We start from the raw sequence: 23,484 nt of genomic DNA, 5'->3' as shown, positions 1-23,484 counted from the left end.
CCTTATATTATTCGGAAACGTTGATTATTTGTCGTTGATTGTCCAGCACAACCATAGTTTTTGGGAACGTTCGGCGCGGGCGCGAAGCATGGTGCTGTAGGGATAGAAGTTGACGTGGCCATCGAGCAGCAGCATGTTTATGCCGCCGTCGTGACCGTATTGTATTGTGCCGTAATAACCTTCATTCGGAATTTCGCTGGGAGTCCAGAGAATACCGTAATGCAGCGCCACGAGTTTTTCCTTGCATTTGGGCATGGGGGCGTCAAAATTGGCGGCGGTTTTCGACGGATATTTGTACTGGTTGATTTTGCGTGTCGGGGAATAGGTGCGCCAAGTTGATAATCGGTAGTTCTGGGCATAGCTGAGACGAGCGTCCGGGTTGAACGGCGATTTTGAATAATAAGTGCTCAGCAGCGTCGCATTGGTTTCATCGGAGGCCGGGCAGTGGAAAAGCCGGGCGCTTTTTTCACGGCCGATCAGGTTGGTGAACTGCGTGACCCAGATGATGTCCCCCGGCTGCAGGATTTCCGGACAAAGCACACCGGCGTAGGTATCGGCGTACAGGTTGTGCGCGATTCCGAACTGTTTCAGGTTGTTGGAACAGGTGGTGGTCTGCGCTTTGCTGCGGGCCTTGTTCAGCGCCGGCAGCAGCATACTCGCCAATATCGCGATGATTGCAATTACGATCAGTAATTCAATCAATGTGAAACGGATTTCCTGTTTGCCGGAAGCGGGTGAACGGTCTGGATTGCTTGAGGCGAAGCCAGACATGGTTTTCGTCGCTTTCTTCCTTCCGGCTTTCGCTGTTTGACATGGGCGGGGACTGGAAAAGGCAGGGAAAGATTCAATCGCTGTTTGGTGTTTCCGCATCATTTCCTCCATTGTTATTTGGTGGCGAGTTTGCGCACGGAACCTTGTTCAATCAGATCGGTTTTCAGGGAGATATTCCCGTGATTGCCGGAGATGAGCAATTCGAGTGCCGTCTTGATCTGCCCCGGCAGGTTGGTTTCCACTGTATCGATCGGCGGCGCATAAGTTCGGGTCAGGCCAGTGCTGCCGATGGTGACCACGCTCAATTCACCGGGAATTGCAATATTGCGGTTGTGACAGGCATTCAGCAAGCCTGAGAGCGAATTACTGGCCACTCCGACGATGCCGGTGAAGTCGAACTTTCTTTGCAGATAGTTGAACATATGGTCGTAGGTTTTGCCGGGAGCAAATTCGCCGTTCCGGATGCCGCAGTCGATCACCTCCAGTTCCAGTTCGTTCAGTTCTGCGTAGTCTTCGACTCCCTTGACCCGATCGAGCGTAGCGCGGTTGTGAGGCTCGGAGAGCAATACGGCCAGTTTGCGGTGACCGTTCCGGTGCAGGTGACGTGCCGCCAGGCTTCCGGCGAACGCATCGTCTAGGCTGGCCGAGGGAAGGCGGCTGCTTAGGGCATTGCGGCCGAAGAGTACTGCCGGGATGCCGTCGCGGAGTCGGTTGAATCCCTCGACTTCGGCGGCGTTAAGTTCATCTCCCGCCGGATGCAACAGAATTCCCTTGACGTTCTCTTCGAGTAGGGGAAGTTCGCCGGGTAGTGGACGGGCGAAGTCGAACTCATATCCGAGCAGTCTCCGCTGGGGAAATTTCGGCTGAAGCTCCCGAAACGCATTCAGCATTTCCGTGATATCGTGGGAGTACCAGCGCGGCACGACACAGAGTACGGTCTCGGGCTTCCCGACGGTGAAGCGGATGATCTTCTCCGAAACGAACAGACCGCGTCCGCCTTCCGCAGTCAGGAACTCTTCTTCGCGCAGACGCGACAGCGTACGGTCCACGACCAGTTGACTGACTTCGAATTTTCTCATGATCTGCCGGATCGACATGAATTGCTCGCCGGGGGAGTAGTGCTGTAATTCATTCCAGAGACGCGGGTACAGTTCGTCGGATTTTAAACGGGACTGAATCATACCGATATCCTTGATGATTGGTTTTATTTGGTTATATTATACCGTATGATACAGTATAATGCAATAGCTCAGTTAATTTTTTTTCATTTTTTTAAGAAATATCGGAGAGGGAATACCATATGCGCCGGTATACGGAAAAAGCTGCACTGGTTTTCTCTGCCGCTGCCCGGATGGCGGAGCCTATCTCACGCTCTTCCGCGAGGCGGAAGCGGATGAGGAGACCTGCGCGTCGGACGGACTGCCGCGCGGGGAATGGGAGCGGTTGTGGGGCGCGGAGGCGTGCCGCATTTCGCCGGAGGGCGTCGTCAGCGGGCTGCCCCGGGCGTCGTTCGCCTTTTTCCGCCGGCTCTGAACCGGGAGCCGCGCAGCGCCGGATGGGCGGCATTGGGGGGGGGACTCCTTTGCGGAGAAAATTCATTAAAATATTAAAAAAACGAGAAATTCCGTATTTTCCGGTTGACGGAAGCTGCGGATTATGGTATCTTCGAACAGAGCGTGAAGAAATGGAGCCGTCATTCTTCTATCCGCTTTGATGCCGCCGGGAGTTATTCATCATTTTTACATAAGGAGTCCGGTTGATGGCAAGCACGAGTTTTCATTGTCCGCAGTGCGGGAAGGGGATCGAGACGAATGACGAAAACGGTGCGGGGAGCATGGAGTGTCCGTACTGCGGCAAGTCCGTTCCGGCTCCGTCCGGACCGCCTACCAGCAAAATCCATTGTCCGGGCTGTTCCGCCAAGCTCGAAATCCAGAACGACTGGATGGGTACGGAGATCACCTGCCCGAAATGCGGGAAAGATATTATGCTCAGCGAGGATATGATCCTCATTGAACTCAAGCCGAAACCGAAATCGGTTCCGCCTCCGGCGCCGCTGGTGCGGAATGTTCCGCCGCCTGCGGCTGCCCGGCAGGAGGCCGAAGCGGAGGCAGGGGAGGAGATGCCGGAAGAGGCGTCCGCCCCGTCCTGGAGCGCCCGTTTGCTGGGCGGCTGCCATTTTCTCGAGGGAATCCTCTATGACAAGTTCGCTTCCGGCTGGTACGGGCGTTTGTTTCCGGCGGCACACCGGGGACTCATCACCGCCGGAATTATCTGCGGCTTCGCATTTTGTCTCATCGGCGTGATTCTCATCCTCTGCAACTATGATTATGCGCTGACCGGAAATTACAATCTGTTTCTGCTGAGTGATTACGGCTATCAATTGGCAAAGTGGTTCGACAAGCTGTTTTCTATTCTTCTCTACCTGGTTTTCTGCCTCGGTTCGATCTATGTGAATGTAAAGCTGATCCGGTTGTCGGACCTGCTTCTGCTGAGTACCCGGGGGAAGATCGCGCCCGGCATTCTGCGGCTGGTTCCGGTCTTTTTCGTATTCTGTCTGCTGGCGGTCGTTCTGACGCTGCTTTGGTTTGCGCATTCGCCGTTGTTTCTGTATGCGCTGACGCCCCTGCTCGTTTTGCTGCCGGTTCTCTTCGTCGCTCCGGTTCCGGAAGTCGTCAACGTCGAGGTCGCGGAGCGGAAAATCGGAGAGGTCCTCGTTGACGCCGTCGCGTTCTGGCTGCGGTCGGTGCTCAAGTTCCTGCCGCTGATATGGATCGGGGCGAGCTTCGCCTCTTTGTGCTCCTTTTCGCATCATGGTGTGCAGCCGTATTTTCTGCTCTTCCTGCCGCCGCTGCTGGTGATCAACATCCTGCTCAACTTCCTGGTGCTGGAGCTCCTGAAGGGGATCCTGTCGATTCCGGACAAGCTCGACGCGCTGAAGAAAGACGCAAGGTGACGCCGCCGGGCGAAATCACTCGTCCTCCCACTCGCGGATGACGTCGAGGAAGGGCGGAATCACCGTCTGGGCCTTGACCGGACCGATGCCGGGGACCTCCTGCGCCTCCGCGAGCGTCTGCGGCCTCTGTTCGGCCAGCCCGATCAGGGCGGTGTTCGAGAGCACCACGTAGGCCGGCACGCCGCGCTTGGCGGCAATCTCTTTGCGGAGTTGCCGCAGCGCTTCGAAGAGGGTCTCCCCGCCTTCCGGGGGCGGAACTGCCGCGGACGGCTTCGAACCGGAACGGCGTTCGCGTTTCTCCCGCTTCAGCTCCGGCATGTCGATCCGGGCGCGGGTGTGGCCGTTCAGCACTTCGAGCCCGCGCGCGGTCAGTTCGAGACAGGGGAAGTCGCCCCGTTCGATCCGGCCGAGATAGCCGCCGAGCTCGAGCGATTTCAAATAGGCCATGATTTTGGTCTGCTTGAGCGGCGCCAGGCGGCCGAAATGGCGGTTGCGGTGGAATCCGCGCCCGGTCAGCTCCGCGCTCTTGCTGCCGGAGAGAATCTGGCTGAGTTTGCCGGCGCCGATGCGGCCGTCGAAATCTTCGACCGCTTCGAGAATGCGGCGGACAACCCCCTCTTCAGCCGCGTCCGTGACTTCGCGCAGGGCGCCGCCGCTGCCGGAAGAGCTGCCGGTGCAGTTGTCGCAGCTCCCGCAGCGCCACTCCCGCAAATCCTCGCCGAAATAGCTGACCAGCACGGCCTGGCGGCAGCGGTGCGCCCGCGCATAGGTGCAGACCTCGTCGAGGCGGGCCAGTTCGAATTCGCGCTTGTCGTTCATCGCCTTGAAATCCATGTCGACCTGTACCTTGTCCGGATTCAGGAGCTCGGTGCCGCGCCCCGCGAACGGGACGCTCCATTCGAGGCAGTCGCCGTCGAGCGCCCTCAGTACGCGCCTGACCTGCTCGACGGAGAGTCCGGCGACGGAGGCGAGCTCGTCGAAGGTGAACGGCTTTTTTTCGAGCAGTTCGAATCCGAAGCGTTCGATGCAGCGTGCGATGAACCGCGACCGCTGCGTCGCCTGCGCCATATGTTCGGAGGCGAGAAATTCAAGGTCGCCGGTGAAACGCAGGAACCCGCGGTTGTTGCGCCGGAAGCCGCGGTCGACCAGGTTCGCCTTTTCGAGAATGCTCATCGCGGCCGAGAGCTGGCTGTCCGACTTCGCGCCCGGTACTTCCGGGACCAGCTCCGACAGCGTCACCTCGAGCATCGTCGTTCCGCGTTCGGCCGCGAGCTCGCGCAGCCGCGTGTAAAGCTCCTGCACGACTTCGGGCGGCGGATTCGACAGGTCGATCAGGAACTCCTGCACATAACGGTCGCGGTAGGCGTAGAGCAGCACGCAGTCGGCCGCTTCGCCGTCGCGCCCGGCGCGCCCGGCCTCCTGATAGTAGGCCTCCAGCGAACCGGGCAGATTGAAGTGGATGACCTGCCGGACGTCGGGCCGGTCGATGCCCATGCCGAATGCGTTGGTCGCGGCCAGCACGGGGCAGGGGTCGTTCATGAACCGCTCCTGCGCCTCCCTGCGCGCGTCGTCGGACATGCCGGCGTGATAGCCGATGCAGCCGAATTCGGCGACGAGCTGTTCGACGGCCTTGCGGGTCGATGTGTAGAGGATGGTCGGTTTTTTCTGTTTCAGCCGCCGCCGGATCTCGGCGATCTTGCTGGCGTCGGACGGGCAGTCGACGACCGAAAACGCGAGGTTCGGCCGTTTGAATCCGGCGACGTGGAGGTCCATCTCCGGCCGGTGCAGCTGAGTGCGGATGTCGTCGCGGACCTTCGGCGTGGCAGTCGCGGTGAAGGCGCAGACTTGCGGAATCCGGTACGAATCAAGCACTTCGCCGAGCCGCCAGTAGGAGGGACGGAAATCGTGCCCCCACTGGCTGATGCAGTGCGCCTCGTCGACGATCATGACCGAGGGAGGCGTGGCGGAGAGGAAGCTGCGGAAGAAATCCGTGTGGAACCGCTCCGGCGCGACATAGAGAAGCTTGATCTCTCCGCGTGCCGCCGCATCGGCCGCCCGCGCCTGTTCGGAGAATGGGATCGTGCTGTTGATGAAGGCGGCCGGGATGTTTTTTTCCAGCAGCGAATCGACCTGGTCCTTCATCAGCGAGATGAGCGGCGAAACCACGATGCCGTAACCCGGACGCATGAGGATCGGCAGCTGGTAGCAGAGCGATTTTCCGGCGCCGGTCGGCATGATGACGCAGAGGTCGCGCCCGGAGAGGATCTCTTCGACCACCTCCTCCTGATTGTCGAGAAAGCCGTCGAATCCGTAATAATATTTGAGTGCTTCGAGTGTATCGCTGTTCGTTTCCATGATATTGGATAACGTACACCGGGATTGCTCCATTTTCAATGAAAAAATGAAAAACTGCGGGTTGTATTCCGCCGAACGGCGGTTATTTTAGGAGTGAAAGTTCAAGCGGGAGACGGTGTGTCGATTCCATCGAAACATGAACAATGCCTTTCCCTGTAGAGAGCGCGGGGCCCCGGGAAGCGGCCGAAGTCCGCCGGAGGCGGGGATCGGAGCCCGGGTCCGAAGACCAGGCAACTTTTCGGGGATTGCAGGAGGTTGGCGAATATGGCGATGAGTGAAGAAGCCGAACGGCTGCTGAAGAATCTTCTGGTCGAAGACTCTGAAATCGATTTCAGGATCCGGGTCGGCACCGAGCTGTACCGGAAGGGGTTCGGGCGTATTTTCCTGAAGGGGGCCGACGGCCGGCCGCTCTCCGGCGCGACGGTTCGGCTCCGCCAGCTGGCGTCGGAGTACAAATTCGGCTGCAATGCGTTCATGGTGGATCAGTTTCCGTCGGAAGAGCAGAACAGGCGGTACGAAGAGGTGTTCGCCTCGATTTTCAACCTGGCTGTCGTGCCGTTTTACTGGTCCGATCTTGAGCCGGAGGCCGGCAGGCCGCGGTTCGGCTGCGGCAGCGAGCCGGTTTACCGCCGTCCGCCGCCGGACCGCGTCCTTGAATTCTGCGACCGTTACGGCATCACGCCGAAGGGGCATCCGCTCTGCTGGCACCAGTTCAGGCCTTCCTGGCTGCCGGGGGATCGGAAGCCGGTGCGGCGGCTGCTCGAAAAGCGGTTCCGCGAAATTTCCGATCGCTACGGGGACCGGATCGGCATCTGGGACGCGGTCAACGAGGCGCAGACCCGTTACCCGCTCGAATACAGCCGTGACTTTCCGCTCGGCGACGATCATGTCGAGTTCGCGTTCCGTCTTGCCGACCGCTGTTTTTCGCCGTCCGCGCAATTGATCTACAACGACGACTGCCGCTGGTGGGATTGCCAGGGAGACTATTCTCCGGTCTATCTGCTGGTGCGGCGGCTGCTGGACCGGAATCTGCCGGTCGGCGGTCTCGGGCTTCAGTTCCACATGTTCGAACCGATGCTCCGCGACAGCGAGCGCGCTTTGAATGCGCGGATCATCTTCGGCTGTCTCGACCAGTACGCGAAGCTGAATCTGCCGATCAACTTTTCGGAGGTCAGCATCCTTAGCCGCCGCGATCTCGGCGACGGCGACCGTTTCCAGGAGCTGGCGGTCGAGCGGCTCTACCGGCTCTGGTTCAGCCATCCGGCGACCGAGGCGATCGTCTGGTGGAATCTGGTGGATGGAACCGCCGCTTATGCGCCGCTCGGCAGCGAGGAGGGCGAAAACCGTCTGCGCGCCGGGCTGGTCGGCTACGACTTCGCGCCGAAACCGGCCTTCCGGACGCTGGAACGGCTGATCCGGACGGAGTGGCGTACCGAAACCGGTTTCGATTACGCCGACGGCGGCGACAACCGTTTCCACGGCTTCTACGGCGACTACGAGGTTGAAGTCCGGTACGACGGCGGCAGTTTCACGCGCCGGATCACGCTTTCGAAGGACGGCGTCCGCGAATTCACGCTCTCCCCCGACTGACGGAAAAACGACCGGAAGGCCGGAGCCCTCAGAGCGCGGATTTGCAATAGGCGCGGACTTCGTAAAGCCGGCCGGGAAAGGTTCCGGCCCCTCCGAAGTGGAAAGTCGGTCCCCAGGCGGGTGGTCTGCCCACGTCGGCCTCCGGGAAAACCGTGTCGTTTACGATGATTGCGAACCGATTCCGTTTCCAGGTGAAACCGATCGTACATCTCTGGCCGCGGGGCAATGCGGTTTCGTTACGGAGTGCGGAGACATAGTTCCATTGATGCTGTTCCCCGGCTGCCATCACGCCGACCGTGATGTTGCCGGGCTTGCTTTTACTGATGATATCCAGGTACAGTGCGACGCCTTTTCCGTCCTTGTCGGCCCGGAACAGGAAGAACTGCCGGCTCCACTTTCCGGCTTTCTGCACGGCGGCGTGAACCTCCGCCGGATCGAAGTCATAAGCGATATCCATCAGGAGCGTTCCCTCTGCGTGCGTCAGATTGCCGGTCAGGGGAAAAGTCAGCGCGCCGGAACCGGGATTCCGAAACCGGAGCACTTTCCGGCCGTTTTCTTCGGCAAGTTCCATATTGCCCGGCAGGTACGTTCCAAGGACCGAGCCGCCCATTTCCGCCAGAGCGGGCTCATCGGACGGAACGTAGCGAAAGACGAGTTCGTTTTCTCCTGGAATTTTCCCCGCTCCGAGCGGAAGAAGACCGGCCAGTGCCGAAAGCAGCATGATGTGGAAGAGCTTCATGTTTCTCTCTCTTTACCATTGTTCATTGTAATACGGTGTTGTACCGAATATCTCGAATATGCTTTGTCCCGGCAGGTAGGCGGACTTCGCCGTTTTGTTTTGTCCGGAGGTGAATTCCAGCCGCAGCTTGCCGTGGACAATACCTCCGGCGCCGGCGTTGTCCTCGACCCGGACTGTGATCGTATTTGTTTGTCCATACCGGATCAGTTGTTCCGGCACCCGGTAGACGCGATTGGTCGTGTAGGTTTGCGGGCCGAACGCTGCGTTCATTCCGCCGATTTTCCGGCCGTTGAAGAAGGTTGTATCGAAATCGTCCACAACTCCGAGATTCAGGATGCATTTCCGCCCGCGGAGATATTCCGGAATCATGACTTCAAACCGGTAGAAGGCGATGCCGTCGTACTCCGGCGCGGCGGGAGGCGGATTCGGCGGACCGAAATTTTCCAGAAAGGGCGTTTTTTCCCAGGCGCCGGGTACTGTGATTTTCCGCCATTCGTTCCGGTTGACCGCGGAGTTCGGCAGATACCAGTTGTCCTTCAGGCCGATATCGTCCGGATCAAGACGAAAATCGGCGCTTCCTCCGAGCGGAACGAACATGGAGGCTCCCGCCGACGCGAGCATTTCACCGGCATCGAAACTCTCATCCTGAAGGCCGAGCGATGTGAGCAGCACCGACCAGAGCCGTACGGGTTTCATGCGGTAAATATTTTCCGCCGGCAGTTCTGTCGGCAGATTGCAGCAGATGATTCTGCCGGAACCGAACGGTACTTCGCCGAGCAGCGGGGAACCGGTCCCTCCGGCAAACCGCCAGCCCGGCAGCTGAACCGGAGTGCGGAAGAAGAGATCGGAGAGGCTTGCCGGCAATCTGTTCTGCCGGGCTTCTTCCCACGAGGAGAATCCGTTGACGCCTTCGAAAACCGCCGGTTCGGGCCGAATCGGCAGCAGTGCGGCCGGAGCGCCGGGCAGCGTGAGAACCGTTCCTCCGGAACGGAGGTGTGATTCGACAGCCCCGGCGGTGAGCTGCCGATCCGCTTCCGGTCCGAGGATCAGAAGCGTATCGCCCGGCCGGAACGCTTTCGTACTGCGGCCGAGTCCGGACAGGAAGGCACGTCCCGTCTCATTGCCGGCGTATCCGGCCCGGACCGGCTTCCGTTCGGACGGTTCGAGGGCGAGTTTCAGCAAATTCTCCGCCAGTAGTGTTGCGGCCGGATCGAGACCGATCCGGTTTGTAAGATCGAGCTGGCAGAACCAGACCCGGCCTGAACCGTGATGGAGTTCCAGCAGCGGCGTGAATTGCAGGTCGAATCCAGATTCCAGAATCGGGATAAAATTTCCAACATGCGGCTTTTCGACGGGATAACTCGCCACAATTCCATCCACGCTGGTCACGATCGGTTCACTCCAGTGGAATCCGGCCGGAGCAGGCGGAAACGCCTTCAGAAGCGAACTGCCGCCTTGCCAGTTGGAGAGATCCTCCGCTTCCAGTCCGGTCAGAAGCGGATGTGCGGGAAGTGCCGGAAAGACATTTCGGGCGCGACGCGCGTCCAGAGTGAGGTTCAGCAGCTTTTCTCCGGCTTGCTCGAAGACGACAATCCGGCCGCCCCGGTTCAGGAAACTGCCGATGTCGAGTTTTTTTGCCAGTTCCCCGAAACGGAGGTTCAATCCGGAACGTCCGACCAGAATTGCATCGACCGCATCAAGCGATTCGAGTTGCTCGAGCAGGGTTGCGGTATCGGAGTCACAACGTTTCAGAAGCATGTCCAGAGAATGCTCCGGATCGAAAACGGCAACGGTGCCTTTCAGCGGCTCCGGTTTCCTTTCCGGAAAAACCGCAAGACGGGTTTGTTGTTCGGCCGTGCGTCCCGGCACGGAAGCCATTCTGACCCGGAGAGTGCACCCGGTACGCTTTTTCACTTCCGGCAGCGGCAGCCGGAGGACGAACTGCTTGCGGAAACCGGGAACCGCGTCGACCGTAAGCGGATTTCTCCACCATACGGTGCCGTCGTCACCGGTCAGCGTGATGTCGAAATCGAGTTCGCGCCGGATTCCCGATTCGTTTATGACGAACATTGTCCGCTCGATGGTTCGGCCGCCGTATTCATTATGCGGCGCCGTGGTCGGAGCATCCGGCGGTCCCATCAGGTAGAATGTGTTGCTGCTGAAAGCATGCAGCATCGCTTCTCCGAGCGAGGTCAGTCTGGTCGAAGGATGCTGATGACGCCAGAGGTGGTTGATGCTGACGAATCCCGGAACGTTGTCGGAGAGTTCATCGGCCGTATCGATCATTTTTCCGGGCTCATAACCGCAATAGGAATCAGTGTGCATCATGTGACCGAGCGTTCCGTAATGACGCATCGCGCCCGCCTGAGTGATGAGAGAACGGATATGGGCAGGGCGTATCGCGCGTTCGTCTGCCGGCAGGTAATAGGCCGCGGCGCCGAGGTCCAGAGCGGAAATCTCCCGTACTGCATACGGTCCATATAATCCGCGCCAGGCGGGATTGCGCGGTGAATTTCCCCATTTCGGATAGAGACTCGGCCAGCCCGGAAAAAGGTTTCCCTCGGTCACGAAAAAGGGCATCTTGTCCGGAGAGCGGTCAGCCGCCCACAGCTTGGGAAAATCGGCTTTCTCCTGCAATGGAACCGCGCAATTCCAGTAACGGTTATGGGTGTAAATCGGTCCGCGCCCGCCCGCATGGTGAAGATAGTTGAGCCGGGTCGGATCGATTGCGCCGGTCTCCGCCAGAATCCGGTCGGCGAAAGCGGCCCGTTCATCGGAGGAATGCTCGCGCCGCCCGGCGAGATGGGGATTGTAGGCAAGCTCACAGTCGCAGAGCCAGTTGAACATCCGCACATACGCCAGCACGGAGGGATGAGTTGCGTAATATTCGGAGAGGTCGGTGAACTGTTTGCGGAAACGGGCGAATTCGTCTTCCGGAATCGTTTTCCCATCCAGTCGGGTCAGGCCGGGAAACGCCGCATGCTTCTTGAAGATCAAGTCGGCATCCTGCTTGATTACGGGACCGAGGAAAATGCCGATCCGATCGGCAGCTGCCAGAATCGGTTCCTGCGTCGGAAAATCGAGCATGTTGACATAGTTGAAACCCATGGCCCGCATGCTGGAGAGCTGCTGTGCCGGATATACTCCGGTACACTGGTTCATCAGGAGATCGAGACGCGAGCCGCTCTCGCCGAACAGGGTACGGGCTACTCCGTTGACCAGAAGACGTGTCCCTTCCAGCCTGACTTCCCTGAAACCTGTGATGGTTTCAGGGATCGATGCGATGATTTTTCCACTCTCATTCAGGCGAAAATCGAGCCGGTGAAGTTTCGGGGCCTCCGGTTCCCAGAATTCGATGCCGTCGAGCGGAAGTTCCAGCTCCGCGTAAGAGCGTCCGGTAGGCAATTCGATTTTCCTTGTCACTGTTTTCCGGGGGAGGCCGTCGCTGTGGAGCGTCAACTGTGCCTCGGCGCAACGCGGTCCGCCGTAGTTTTCCAGCCGGACTTTTACTTTGGCGCGGCGCGGTTCCCGGGTGGTGTCGATCAGCGCGTATCGTGCCATAACGCTGTGTTCCAGTACAAAGAGACGTACATCGTGCATGATTCCGCCGTGCGTAAGCCGGCGGGTTACGCCGGGATTTCCGAACGCATTCGGCACTTCCAGAAACGGACGGAGGGCGATTTTTACGACATTGGTTTTCTGTTCCGTCAGCAGCTCCGTCACATCGTAAAAGTTATTTTCGTAAACGTGCTGTGTTCCGAGCCGATGATCGTTGAAAAAGATATCGCCTTGAAACTGGATTCCGGCAAGGTTCAGAATCACGCGTTTTCCCTGAAATTCAAGCGGAGTGCTGAAATGCAGTTCGTACAAACCGTAAATTTCGGCATCCGGCCAGCGTTTCCCGGCGGGGAAGGGGAATGCCGGAAGGATTTTTCCGCCTGAATCGGTGAGCTGGTCGGTTTTGCCGAGAAAATTGAACCATTCGCCCGGAACGCGCATGTAATAGCCGGAATCACGGGCGCTTTCCCGCTGACCCGGCATTCGGTCGAAGGGCTTGAAATGCCAGAGTCCATTTAACAGATATTCTGAGCGGCCGGGAGATTCGACCATCAGGCGCGGCACGGGAGTCGCAACGGTTCCCTCCGCCGGCAGTATCGTTCCCGCCAGCAACAGCAGCAGCAAAAGGTATTTCACCGTGTTCATTCCCTTCTCACTCAAATTCCACGACATACCGCTTGTGGGCCGGTGTGTAGGCTACATCTTCGGCTGCTCTCCACCAGCCTGCGCTGCCGTCGGTGAAGAGCTTGTTGGCTCCGCCGTCATGGTAGATTTCCTGCTTGCTCTTCTGCTGCCAGTAACCGTAAAACTGATGCTGGTTATTGGAGACTGTCGTTTCGCTCGGCGTGTCTCCGGCGCAATCGAAGGCGACCACTTTCCGCTCCCGGTAACGCTGGAGTTTGAAAGGGCCGCGCTGGCTTTCCGTCGGGTCGTTCAGGCTGCCGCAGACCGAAATATTCAGGCCGTAGGAAAAGGATTTGTAATAAAAATACTGATTGGAATTCTGTCGGTTGTCGGCCGGGCAGTGCATTTCGCCGCTTTTGCCGATGTAATAATAGAGCGGCGTACCGAAATAGGGTGCCAGCGTACCCGGAGCGGTTCCTGCTCCGGGATTGCCGCCGAAGAACCAGCCGCCGTCGTAGTTTGTCTTGGTCAGAGGCATGATGTCGTTGTTGTCCCCGCAGTAGAACATGACCTGTTTGCCCAGATTGCTGAGCTTGGACAGACAGGAAGCGCGGTAAGAACTGCCGCGTGCCTTATTGAGGGCGGGGAGCAGCATGGAGGCCAGGATTGCGATGATGGCGATGACGACGAGGAGTTCGATCAGGGTAAACTTGTTTTTCGGGTTCTGCATGATATTCTCCTGGTTGGATGAAAAGGACAGCGCTGCTTTTAAACGTTGAACATACGGTTTCCGGCGTCCGGCTGGTCACCGGCCCGGCGGAAAGGCGGTCCGCCACTCCGGGTTTTCCGGGCCGAAATGTTTGAGCATGACGAGCGGTTCGGCATGGGAACGGTTCCTGATCCGGACTCCGCACCGGGCGGCTGCTTCCGAAACGAAATATTCGTCGCAGGTCTGTTCGCCGAAGCGGATCATCGCCGGTGTTTCGAGCGGCATGCCGTTCAGCGTCCCGTAGCCTTGCATCATGATCAGCCCGTAGGCGGCTTCGTCCCGGATGACGGCCTCCGCGCCGGGAAGCACGGTCAGCTCTTTGGCGGAAACTGCGTCGGAACGGTAGCAGATCCATTTCTCCGAGCTGCCCGGTACCGGGTTCTTCACAGGAACCGGACGCATAAAGCGGTGCGCTGCGAAATCGGGATCCACATTCAGCTCCCAGTCGATCACTTCGATCAGGTAATCGACGTCGCCCCGCTTCTCCGGCGGACAGTCTTTCCAGAGCAGTTCTTCCGGGACAGGACGGTCGTCCGTCAGCGACTGATACATCGCATAGACGTCGCTGGCGAACTGGGGTTCGTAAGTGCAGAGGCTGCCCGGCGCGTGCAGCACACCCGGCGGCACGTCCCAGCCGGTCCCCGGCTCGAGCCGGTAGGCTTTGGAGAGGTTCGTGATTTTGTTGTCGCCCCGGGAGAAGTTTGCAAGGCATTCACGCACCTGCTCTTTCGTCGTTCCCGGCTCGAAACCGAAGAAGGTGTACGGGAAACGGCCGCCGTGATTGTTGAGCTGGGGCGGAAAGTAGTAGCATTCCGGCTTGCCCCGCCGGCCGACCCGTTTCGCGTGTTCCTCCCGATGGTGGATGTGGTGTGGCAGAGGGCCGAGGTTGTCGAAGAACTTGGAGTAGACCGGCCAGGCATGGTATTCGTTCCAGAGCCGTTCGCCGATCAGTTCCGCGCCGAGTTCCGCGACCGCTTCAGTCAGAGGAATGAGCGATCCGCCGCAGCCGGCGATGTGGCTGACGCCCTCGTTCGGGGCGGTCTGCGGGCCGTTGTCGGCGGGAGTCGTGCTGCCGAGCCAGCGTTCGTCGATTCCGCCGCGTTCACTTCCGAGCGCGTAATAGTCATCGGGATGCAGCTTGATTCGCCTCCCGGGAATGCAGAAGGAGCGCGGCACCCAGGCCGGTGTCAGCCGGAAGATTCCGCCGTTCGCCTCGAAGGTCTCTCTGAGTTCAGACATGTTTCACCTCGATTTCAAATAATTCAATGTGTTCGAGCCGTTTCAGCGCGATGGTAAGCTCTCCGTCTCGGAATTCGAACGGATGCTCCCCTCCGTCCGAGACGCGGCGGACCCGGACCGGAACGGCCGGGAATTTTATCGTCAGTTTCACGTCGCGCAGCGGAATCACCGGCAACACGGGCTGATGGTTGACCACTCCGAGCAGGAACTGTTCCTTCTTTTCGCTTTCGAGCAGGGTCAGTTCCGCGCCGGGCGGGAAATTCTCCGAACGGATCAGGAAGGGCGGCAGCAGTTGTGTGAACAGCTGTTCTCCGAACGACTGCTGGGAGTACTGACGGAGCGCCAGCAGTCCGGAGTAGAGCCAGACCGCTTTCCCGCTGCCGTACGTGTGTTCAACCCAGCCGGCGAATTCCGTTGTCCGCCCGGGCGGGTCGGAGTGAATCGATGCGTACTGTTCCGGGTCGCCGGGCGGAAAATCGGGGAGCGAAACAACCCCCTTGACTTCCGCCCGCTCTCTCGCTTTTGCAAGCGGCGCCGGGAGCCCGCGGGTGAAGAGCTGTTCTTCCCCTGCGGCGAGATAGCTGACGACCCCGGCATCCTCTCCGGTATAGTCGACATTGAAGAGATCGGCCAGCGCGAAATTCCCGCTGCTTTCCCCGTTGCGGCGGCAGAGCGAGGTTTTGCCGGTCGCGATCAGCGTTCCGCCGTTCCTGACGAATTCGCGCAGGCGTCCGGTCTCCTCCGGCGTCATGAAGACCGCCCGGTTTACGATGATCGCCCGAAAACCGGCGAGCTCCTTTGTCTCATCGGTGACGACCCGGTACGGTATATGCAGCCGATTCAGTATCTCGGCCGTTCCGAGCACCTCGTCGAGCGTCGCGTTCTGGCGGATACCCATATTGTTCGCATTGCTCTCGTGGAGCCGGGCAAGCGGAGTGCCGTTCTTCTCTTCGCTGACGCAGCTGGCCATCGAGAAGTAGAGCCCGACCTCCGCCCGCAGCGACGGCCGCAGCTCCGCCACGCGTTTGCGGAAGGGTTCAAGCCGGGCGACGATCCGGCCCAGCCGCTCGTAGAAGGGCCGCGACAGGGTACCGTCCGGGTTGATCGCGTCGATGAAGAAATAGGCGCCGCCGTTGGCCAGCGTGGTCGCGGCGTGGAGAAACAGCTCCTCATCCGACTTGGTCGAGGTGTGGTCGTGCAGGTTCACGCAGCGTGAGGTCATGAATTCATACGGGATTCGGCGGCTGTATGCCTGGAAGAGTTTGCAGCCGAACCGCTGCTGGAGTACGCCGCCGTAGAAGTCGCCCGACGCGTAATCGCTGGCGCTCGCGATTCCGGAACTCTGTCCCAGGAACCAGCCGTGCAGCACCGGCGAAAACTGATGGGTTACCGCGATGCCGGGACGGCAGTTCCGGGCGTGGGTCGTCATCTCATGAGCGAATTCCGCGAGGGAGTCCTCCCGGAAGCGCTGGAATTTCACCCAGGCCGGATTGCGCCAGTCGAGCGTCTCCGGCAGGGGGGCTCCGTATTTTGCCCGGCACGAACTGCAGGCGCAGATCTGCGGCCAAAACGTCATGTCGAGGAAGATTCCGGCCACGTCGTAAGCGAGGATCTCGGCGATCTGCTGTCGGCAGAACTCCCGGTACTCCGGATGGTTCGGGCAGCAGAACCGGTAGCGTCCGGAGGGCTCTTCGCCGGTGATGGAGCGGATTCGCCATTCCGGATGCCGTGCCGCGGGTTCGTTCTGATAAACGAGCGTATGATAGGCCACCGGCACGATTCCGGCTCCGGCGAGCCGTTTTACCGTTTCTCCGAAGAGGTCGCGTCCACGGCAGCTGGCATGCACATGGCCGACCTTCGACGGGTAGTAACAGTTGCCGTTGTGGTCACTTGCGTAGACCATGGCGGATTCGATTCCGGCGAGGCGGATCATTGCTGCGTAATGTTCCGGATCGAACTTTGCCATATATTCCGGCCTGAGGTCGGTGATGTGGTTGTCGATCAGGATGCGCGAATAACAGTCGAACAATGTTTTCATCGGATTCCTCTTGCTATCTTTCAGCATTTATTATATATTATACCGGAATCTCTGCCAAAAAAAAGAGGAGAAATCTATTATTGATAGGATAAATCGATACTCTGACCTGCTGAATCGGCTGCATCCGGAGAGCTGCCTCGTCTGGTGCGGGGAGTGGCCTGCCGGACGAATTGAACCGAATCGGCGGCTCTACGATTATGAGCTGGTCTATGTCGCGGGCGGGAAGGGGTATGTCGCAACTGGCGAAGAGAGCCATTACTGCGAAGCGGGATCACTTCTGGTCATTCCGCCCGGTGTGGTTCATTTCTCCCGGGCCGAGACGAGGATCCGGCGCTGGTGCATCCATTTCGACTGGTACGGGGAGTGTCTGGCGCAGAGGGAGCTGGAACACCCCTACCTCTTTCTCGATGATGAAGCGGCGTATCGGGAGGAGCTGGCGGCCGCGCCGCCGCCGCCGGAACTCGGCCTTGTTCTGCCGTGCCACATCCGGCTCGGAGTGGAAAAGCGCGAACCGTTCCTGGAACTGCTGCGTGCGTTCTTTACGGAGGTGCCGGACTGTCCCGCCGCTGCCGTGCGTCGCCGGGGACTGCTCTGGGAAATTCTCGCACATACGCTCGAACAGCCCGCTGCCGGAGCTCTGCCGCACAATATCAATACCCTCTTTTTTCAGGCCAAATGCAGGCTGGACCGGGAGTTCCGCGATCCGGCCCTGGAAGTGGGCGAAATCGCACGTTCTCTCCGCATTACGCCGAACCATCTGCTGAAACTCTTCCGGCGCGAAACCGGCATGCCAACCCAGGATTACCTGATTTTGCGTCGACTGCGGCATGCGGAGAATCTCCTGCTCTCGACTCGGCTTTCGATCGGGGAAATCGCGGAGCAGTCCGGCTTCCTCGACGCAAATTATTTTGCCCGGCTCTTCCGGCGCCGGCACGGTTGCGCTCCGCGTGAGTTCCGCAGCGGTTCGCCGCCGTTCCGCGACTGACTGCCGTATTGCAGGAGGAGGGGAAGCATAAAAAAGCGAGTCTCTCTCATAACGAAAGAAACCCGCTTTTTCAAAGGCCGGGGAAGCGTTTTTTTCCCGGTGAGCGTCGTTACAGCTCTTCGCCGACTTCCCAGCGGACGAAGCGCGTGACCTTGCAGTTCGGCCGGAGCTTCGCCAGCGTGGTCTTGTCGTCGCGGACCCACGGCTGATCGACGAGGCAGACCTCGCTGAAGAACTTGCGGATCTTGCCGGACAGGATCTTGTCCAGCATCGCCGCCGGCTTGTCCTTCAGCTTCGGATCAGCCGCCGCCGCGATCTCTTTTTCCTTCTCGATGACTTCCGCCGGGACATCGTTTTCGGTGATGTAGCTCGGGCGGAAAGCCGCGATATGCAGGCAGATGTCGTTCAGAATCGCCGGATCGCTCTCGCCTTCGACTTCGACCAGAACCGAGACGCGGCCGCCGTCATGGTGGTAGCTCACATAACGTTCGCCGCCTTCCCACTTCACGGCACGGCGGATCTGCATGTTTTCGCCGATGACCCCGATCTGGTCGGTCAGCGCGCTCTTTTCGGCTTCCTGAACCGCGGCGCTGATGTCGCCGTTGCCCGGCATATTCAGCATGTCGGCGGCGAACTTGTTGACCATGTCGATGAATTTATCGGTCTTGGCCGCAAAGTCGGTCTCACAGAGAACTTCGACGATCGAAGCCTTGTTTCCGTCGATGGCGGTCAGGACTTTGCCCTGATTCGTGCTGCGGCCCGACTTCTTCTCCGCCTTCGCGGCGCCGGATTTGCGCAGGTTTTCAATCGCCAGCTCCATGTCGCCGTCGGCGGCGGTGAGCGCCTTCTTGCAGTCCATCATGCCGGCTCCGGTCTTCTCCCGGAGGTCCTGAACCATTTTCGCGGTGATTTGCATTATGTGATCCTCCTCTCGGATTCGGTTTGGGTTACTCGGCCTTCGCTTCGCTCTTTTCGGCCGGCTTCGCTTCCGCCTTCACTTCTTTGGCCTCGTCCTTGCGCGGGGCGCGGCGGCGGGGCTTGCTCTCCTTGTCGGCCTTTTCGTCGTCGTCGGCCTTCTCCTGAGCCAGCTTCTTCGCGGCTTCGGCGGCGTCGCGCTCCTCGGCGACCTTCTTCTGGTGGATCTCCTTCGCGATCTTGACCGCTTCGGAGAAGAGCCCGGTGATGACCTGAACCGACTTCACCGCGTCGTCATTCGCAGCGACGGGGTAGTCGACCAGCGACGGGTCGCCGTTTGTATCGACGATCGCGACGATCGGAATATTGAGCTTGTTCGCTTCACGGACCGCGTTGAGCTCATTGCAGACGTCGATGACGACGAGAGCGGCCGGCAGGCGCTTCATCGCGGCGATGCCGTCGAGGTCGCGATGGAGCTTTTCAGCTCGGCGGGCGAGCCCCGCGATCTCTTTCTTCTTCATGCCCTTCGCGCTGTCGGACTCCAGCATCTTGTCGATGTCGGCCATCTTCGTGATGCTCTTGCGGATCGTGACGTTGTTGGTCAGCGTGCCGCCGAGCCAGCGCTCGGAGACGTGGAACATGCCGGTCTCCTCGGCGAGGTTCTTCACGAGTTCGCGGATCTGGCGCTTCGTGCCGACGAAGAGGATGTCTCCGCCGTTCGCCACCACGCGCTGCAGAAAGTTGCAGGCTGCCGCGATCTGGTACATGGTCTTGGTCAGGTCGATGATCGAAATGCCGTTCTTCGCCCCGTAGACATACTCTTTCATTTTCGGGTTCCAGCGACGGGTCTGGTGACCGAAGTGACATCCGGCTTCCAACAGGTCGTTGATCGAAATCTTCGCCATTTTGCGGCTCCTTTTTTCTGCGGCGCTTATCCTTATGTCTCAGGCAAGACGCCATAGGTTTGATTGTTGTTCCCTGCACATGCGAATGCAGCGATTTTGATAAAATATCACGGATTCGTCAGAATTCAAGCGATTTTTTCCAGAAATCAAGCTGTTTTGCGACCTGCTCGAAGCCGGTTCCGCCGGTGATGTTCCGCTTGGCGACGCTGGCGACCGGGTCGAAGAGGGTCAGGAATTCCGGCGTCGCTTCGGGGATCGTCTCCTTCATCTCGCCGAGGGTGACTTCGTCGAGCGCCTTGCCGTGCTCGCGGCAGTATTTGACGAAGGCGCCGACGCGGTGGTGCGCGGTGCGGAACGGCACGCCGAGCTCGACGAGTTTTTCGGCGATGTCGGTCGCCATGAGCGCCGGGTCGCTCGCTGCCGCAAGCATCTTCTCCTCTTTGAGTTTCATGGTTTCGATCATCGGCGGGTAGACCTTCAGGATCATCTTGACCGTATCGAGCGCGTCGAAGATCGCAACCTTGTCTTCCTGCAGGTCGCGGTTGTAGGTCAGCGGCAGCCCCTTGCACATGGTGAGGAGCGCGGTGAGCGCCCCGTAGACGCGGGCGGTCTTGCCGCGGGTCAGCTCGCAGACATCCGGATTCTTCTTCTGCGGCATCAGTGACGAGCCGGTGCAGAACGCGTCGTCGAGTTCGATGAAGTCGAACTCCTGGCTGCACCAGAGGATCAGGTCCTCCGACAGGCGGCTCGTGTGCATGGCGAAGATCGCGAGGTCCGAAACGAGCTCGATTGCGAAGTCGCGGTCGGCGACGGCGTCCATGCTGTTGCGGGTGACCCGGCTGAAGCCGAGTTCCTCGCAGACCCGCTCGCGGTTGATCGGCAGTGTGCTGCCGGCGATCGCGCCGGAGCCGAGCGGCATGACGTTGATCCGTTCGCGGCAGCCGGCGAGCCGTTCCGCGTCGCGGTCGAGCATCTCGACGTAGGCGAGCAGATGGTGCGCGAAAAGCACCGGCTGCGCGTGCTGCAGGTGCGTGAAGCCGGGCATGACCGTGCGCGGATGGGCGTCGGCCTGCGCGACCAGCGCCCGCTGAAAATGGCGGAGTTCCGCGATCAGGGAGTCGACTTCGCTGCGCAGGTAGAGCCGGATGTCGAGCGCGACCTGGTCGTTGCGGCTGCGGGCGGAGTGAACGCGCGCGCCCTCTGCCCCGAGCGCTTCGATGAGCGCGCTTTCGATGTGCATGTGGATGTCTTCCATCGCGATGTCGTAGCGGAACTCCCCGGCGTCGATGCGGCGCTCGATCCGGTCGAGTTCTTCCCGGATCGCCTTCGCGGTTTCCGCCGGAATGATTCCCTGTTCGGCCAGCATGGTTACGTGGGCCTTGCTGCCGGCGATATCGAAGTGGTAAAGCCGCTGATCGAAAGAGATCGATTCGGAATACTGCGTTACCTCGTTTCTGGTTTCCGAACTGAACCTGCCGCCCCAAAGTGCCATAATCCGCGCCTCTCCTGTCTGATGTTGCGTGAGTGAAATGATATTATCCGTATAAAATAACCGTCCCGGGCTGGATTTTCAATCATTCCGCACTATATTATCAGTAATTATGAATGACATCTGCAACAATTCGAAAAACGGCCGTCCCTCGTACGGCATTCTGAGCTGCCCGAACTGCGGCGAGCGTCTGACGCCCGCCGATCTGGAAGTATTTGCGAAATGCCCGTTCTGCGACTGGAGCTTCCAGCGCGACGCGTGTCTCGAGGATTTCGTCATCAGCCCGATCGTGAACCGGTGGATGGCGCGGGTCCACAGCCAGTTCCCGCGCGACTGACCGGATTTTACCGGGCGGCGGGCGGCCGGACCAGGACTGCGTCGAGTCCGTTCCCGCTCAGCTCGGCCCGGCGGGTTCCAGACGGAATCAGAATCCGGTCGGCGTATTTCAGGTCAAGCTCCATGCCGCCCGCCCGGATTGTGCCGGCGCCGCCGGTGAAGAACACAACAAACTCATGTGCTGCCTGGCGGCCGCCTTCCGCATGATGGGCAATCCCCTGAACATTCTGGTATCGAGTTCATCTGGCGCAGGTAAGTCCACCTGGCAGGTTCGTGCAAGGAAAGTCAAGACGATGACACTTTCGGAACAATCTCTGCGCCAATATCCCATGTAACAGGTATAACCTTATCAGAAATCATAAGACCGGATTGAATTTTTTTAATATCATTTGTTATAATAGTGATGTTTATTCGTGAAACTCTCAGCAATTCCAGCTCTTACATAATTTTCTGCTACGAGAATCTCACTTGCATCTGGAACCGGAACTGCAATCAGCGAGGGAATCCCTGCCGGCATTTTATCGTATTGTTTTGATTTTGTTATACCGAATATTCCATTTGGATGTAAAACAATCAGAAGGAAAAGGCGTTCACAGATATCTGCGAAGCCATCACATAAATCCCAGTCATATTTCCATGCTTTATAAGGCGCAGGACTTTGCCGGAGCGGTATAATAGTACCACGATATTCGCAGATATACGATGTGATATCAATACATGTACATCATTAAAAGCGAGGGTTGCGCCAATCATATGAAAATCTGTGAACCCTGTAAATACAGTGATATGGTATTAGCCTTTTTTGTTCCACATAAATAAATATATCTTTGATTTTAATGAGTAATTCAGAGGCATTGATTGTGATTTTATACGAATCCTCGGTAATATTGTAAACCGCTTGCTGTTTTTTAAAACGGATCGGAGGGCCGCCTCTTCCGTAAATAGGCTGATATTTTGCTTGTAACATTTCTTCTGTTATCTGTGGTTCAGGAAAACCATTAAGTTTGAACGTAATCTGGATGTTTCCCTTTATTTCATCAACTTGAAAATCAATCAAATGCAACAAACAATGCTTTGTATGAAAAGCAATAACAGAGTCTACGATGAGCCATAAAAACCATATTGCGGGAAGGCTGGGAAGTACCCATAGCCACCAAGTGTTGAATAAATGATTCAGGAAGGGAATATTCCAGTAATACAATGGGATATAGATACAACCGATAAATAGTAATAGTAAAAAAACTGCTATAATTTGAACGATTAGAGAGCCTCCAGGCCTTTCAGGTTTCAATATTTTCATTTTTGCATCCATGGTAATTATTTTATATCATATAATTATAAATATACCACAATAAAAATTTTGCTTTTTCCAATCACTAGGATGCGACGTTTTAGAGGGATCTGTTTGTTGCCTGACTGCCTTGTCCACACCTTCGGGCAGTTTTGTACTGCCCCACCAATGGTTAATTATACCAGAAAATCTGTGTTGTCAAGAGTGAATTGCCACATTCATATTGTTCGAAAAGTGTTGTCATATCCATAATATTTACAATCAGAATTCAGGATAGGAGCATTTTTTAAAGAACTGAGATCATTGACTGGATTTCGGGGATTTGGTGCATGGTTCAGGTATTCTGCCGGCGAATTTGCTTCAGGAGTCCCATATCTGATCAGGAAAATCAACTGTGCTTTCTTTGCTCCGGAGAAATCATTATTTACATTTGGAGCCATGAATGAAGCAAAACGAACCAATTGCGAAGCGAGAAACAACGGGGGTGATATTTTCTTGAACCGGAGTGGTTACCAGGTTATATTCTTTATAAAGAATTCCTCTGCTGTGTTTTCTGTTATGCACTATAAACCTTAATAACTCACTATCGAATTCCCTGACAATTTCGAATAACTTTTCAATTTTTTTATAATGATTCTCCGAACCGTTCTGGGGATGCACCAATACGTCATATATGCGGCGCTGGCGCGACCCCAGAATAAAGAAAAGATAGATTGATAAATAAATTTTTTTCATATTCAATGGAGTAATTGCATATTGATATTTTTTTTGATGGTAATTATTTTATGTTTATAGAAAAATCAGACGTGTCCTAACAATTAGCCAAAAAGGCGGAGCCAAACTTTGTCCGTAACAGTATATTACGGTTGCCTAACCCCAAAGGAGGGCTCCGTAATGAAAAATACCTCGATAAGTCTGTTTCGTCAA

At 57.7% G+C, this 23,484-nt stretch carries 17 protein-coding genes; 4 read left to right on the top strand and 13 right to left on the bottom strand.

The genetic code is table 11. The features are described from left to right. Positions 1-24: 24 nt before the first annotated feature. Positions 25-873, bottom strand: a complete 849-nt coding sequence (locus tag FYJ85_RS24235) for a prepilin-type N-terminal cleavage/methylation domain-containing protein (protein WP_276529153.1) — start codon at positions 871-873, stop codon at positions 25-27. An 11-nt stretch (positions 874-884) separates the two neighbouring features. Beyond that, positions 885-1,952: a substrate-binding domain-containing protein gene (locus FYJ85_RS18695; RefSeq protein ID WP_154420157.1), complete on the bottom strand. Its 1,068-nt coding sequence runs from the start codon at positions 1,950-1,952 to the stop codon at positions 885-887. A gap of 578 nt (positions 1,953-2,530) precedes the next feature. On the opposite strand from FYJ85_RS18695, the gene FYJ85_RS18690 reads away from it, so the two are divergent. Continuing rightward, positions 2,531-3,724: a zinc ribbon domain-containing protein gene (locus tag FYJ85_RS18690; RefSeq protein WP_154420155.1), complete on the top strand. Its 1,194-nt coding sequence runs from the start codon at positions 2,531-2,533 to the stop codon at positions 3,722-3,724. A 15-nt stretch (positions 3,725-3,739) separates the two neighbouring features. Here FYJ85_RS18690 and FYJ85_RS18685 read toward each other — a convergent pair whose 3' ends face one another. Then, positions 3,740-6,079 carry a RecQ family ATP-dependent DNA helicase gene (locus FYJ85_RS18685; RefSeq protein ID WP_206213307.1) on the bottom strand — a complete coding sequence of 780 codons (2,340 nt, stop codon included), beginning with the start codon at positions 6,077-6,079 and terminating at the stop codon, positions 3,740-3,742. 264 nt (positions 6,080-6,343) lie between these two features. Here FYJ85_RS18685 and FYJ85_RS18680 point away from each other — a divergent pair, with 264 nt between their 5' ends. Then, positions 6,344-7,669: an endo-1,4-beta-xylanase gene (locus FYJ85_RS18680; RefSeq protein ID WP_154420151.1), complete on the top strand. Its 1,326-nt coding sequence runs from the start codon at positions 6,344-6,346 to the stop codon at positions 7,667-7,669. A 28-nt stretch (positions 7,670-7,697) separates the two neighbouring features. Here FYJ85_RS18680 and FYJ85_RS18675 read toward each other — a convergent pair whose 3' ends face one another. From FYJ85_RS18675 to FYJ85_RS18655, 5 genes are all read right to left on the bottom strand, one after another. Continuing rightward, positions 7,698-8,408: a hypothetical protein gene (locus tag FYJ85_RS18675; RefSeq protein ID WP_106052923.1), complete on the bottom strand. Its 711-nt coding sequence runs from the start codon at positions 8,406-8,408 to the stop codon at positions 7,698-7,700. 12 nt (positions 8,409-8,420) lie between these two features. Beyond that, on the bottom strand, positions 8,421-12,611 hold the full coding sequence (locus tag FYJ85_RS18670) for a glycoside hydrolase family 2 protein (protein WP_206213306.1): 4,191 nt from the start codon (positions 12,609-12,611) through the stop codon (positions 8,421-8,423). A gap of 7 nt (positions 12,612-12,618) precedes the next feature. After that, the gene (locus tag FYJ85_RS23295; RefSeq protein WP_206213305.1) at positions 12,619-13,320 is read right to left on the bottom strand and encodes a type II secretion system protein; all 702 of its coding nucleotides are present in this window, start codon (positions 13,318-13,320) and stop codon (positions 12,619-12,621) included. A gap of 75 nt (positions 13,321-13,395) precedes the next feature. Next, positions 13,396-14,598, bottom strand: coding sequence for a class I mannose-6-phosphate isomerase (locus FYJ85_RS18660; protein WP_154420146.1), 1,203 nt, complete (start codon positions 14,596-14,598; stop codon positions 13,396-13,398). Continuing rightward, complete coding sequence (locus tag FYJ85_RS18655) at positions 14,591-16,636, bottom strand: alpha-L-fucosidase (protein WP_206213304.1); 2,046 nt, start codon at positions 16,634-16,636, stop codon at positions 14,591-14,593. The genes FYJ85_RS18660 and FYJ85_RS18655 overlap by 8 nt, the downstream gene beginning before the upstream one ends. A 10-nt stretch (positions 16,637-16,646) precedes the next feature. Here FYJ85_RS18655 and FYJ85_RS18650 point away from each other — a divergent pair, with 10 nt between their 5' ends. Beyond that, entirely contained in the window at positions 16,647-17,621 is a 975-nt protein-coding gene (locus FYJ85_RS18650) for an AraC family transcriptional regulator (RefSeq protein WP_154420142.1), read from the top strand. A gap of 109 nt (positions 17,622-17,730) precedes the next feature. Here the strand turns inward: FYJ85_RS18650 and tsf are convergent, their stop codons facing one another. From tsf to argH, 3 genes are all read right to left on the bottom strand, one after another. Further along, positions 17,731-18,537 carry a translation elongation factor Ts gene (tsf, locus tag FYJ85_RS18645; protein WP_106052911.1) on the bottom strand — a complete coding sequence of 269 codons (807 nt, stop codon included), beginning with the start codon at positions 18,535-18,537 and terminating at the stop codon, positions 17,731-17,733. Positions 18,538-18,568: 31 nt separating this feature from the next. After that, positions 18,569-19,441: a 30S ribosomal protein S2 gene (rpsB, locus tag FYJ85_RS18640; RefSeq protein ID WP_106052909.1), complete on the bottom strand. Its 873-nt coding sequence runs from the start codon at positions 19,439-19,441 to the stop codon at positions 18,569-18,571. A 118-nt stretch (positions 19,442-19,559) separates the two neighbouring features. Continuing rightward, positions 19,560-20,933 (bottom strand): argininosuccinate lyase, encoded by a 1,374-nt coding sequence (gene argH / locus FYJ85_RS18635; RefSeq protein WP_106052908.1) that lies wholly within the window; start codon positions 20,931-20,933, stop codon positions 19,560-19,562. 109 nt (positions 20,934-21,042) lie between these two features. Here argH and FYJ85_RS18630 point away from each other — a divergent pair, with 109 nt between their 5' ends. Then, a complete protein-coding gene (locus FYJ85_RS18630) occupies positions 21,043-21,267 on the top strand; it encodes a hypothetical protein (protein ID WP_106052906.1) in 225 nt (74 codons plus the stop codon). 7 nt (positions 21,268-21,274) lie between these two features. Here FYJ85_RS18630 and FYJ85_RS18625 read toward each other — a convergent pair whose 3' ends face one another. Both FYJ85_RS18625 and FYJ85_RS18620 read right to left on the bottom strand, forming a co-directional pair. Beyond that, the gene (locus tag FYJ85_RS18625; RefSeq protein ID WP_154420140.1) at positions 21,275-21,433 is read right to left on the bottom strand and encodes a hypothetical protein; all 159 of its coding nucleotides are present in this window, start codon (positions 21,431-21,433) and stop codon (positions 21,275-21,277) included. Between the two features lie 560 nt (positions 21,434-21,993). Then, positions 21,994-22,566 carry a hypothetical protein gene (locus FYJ85_RS18620; RefSeq protein WP_154420138.1) on the bottom strand — a complete coding sequence of 191 codons (573 nt, stop codon included), beginning with the start codon at positions 22,564-22,566 and terminating at the stop codon, positions 21,994-21,996. Positions 22,567-23,484: the final 918 nt, after the last annotated feature.

The organism is Victivallis lenta, assembly GCF_009695545.1.
Classification (GTDB): Bacteria; Verrucomicrobiota; Lentisphaeria; order Victivallales; family Victivallaceae; genus Victivallis; species Victivallis lenta.
Note: the sequence above shows the minus strand (reverse complement) of the source record. Positions and strands in the feature narration are given on the sequence as shown.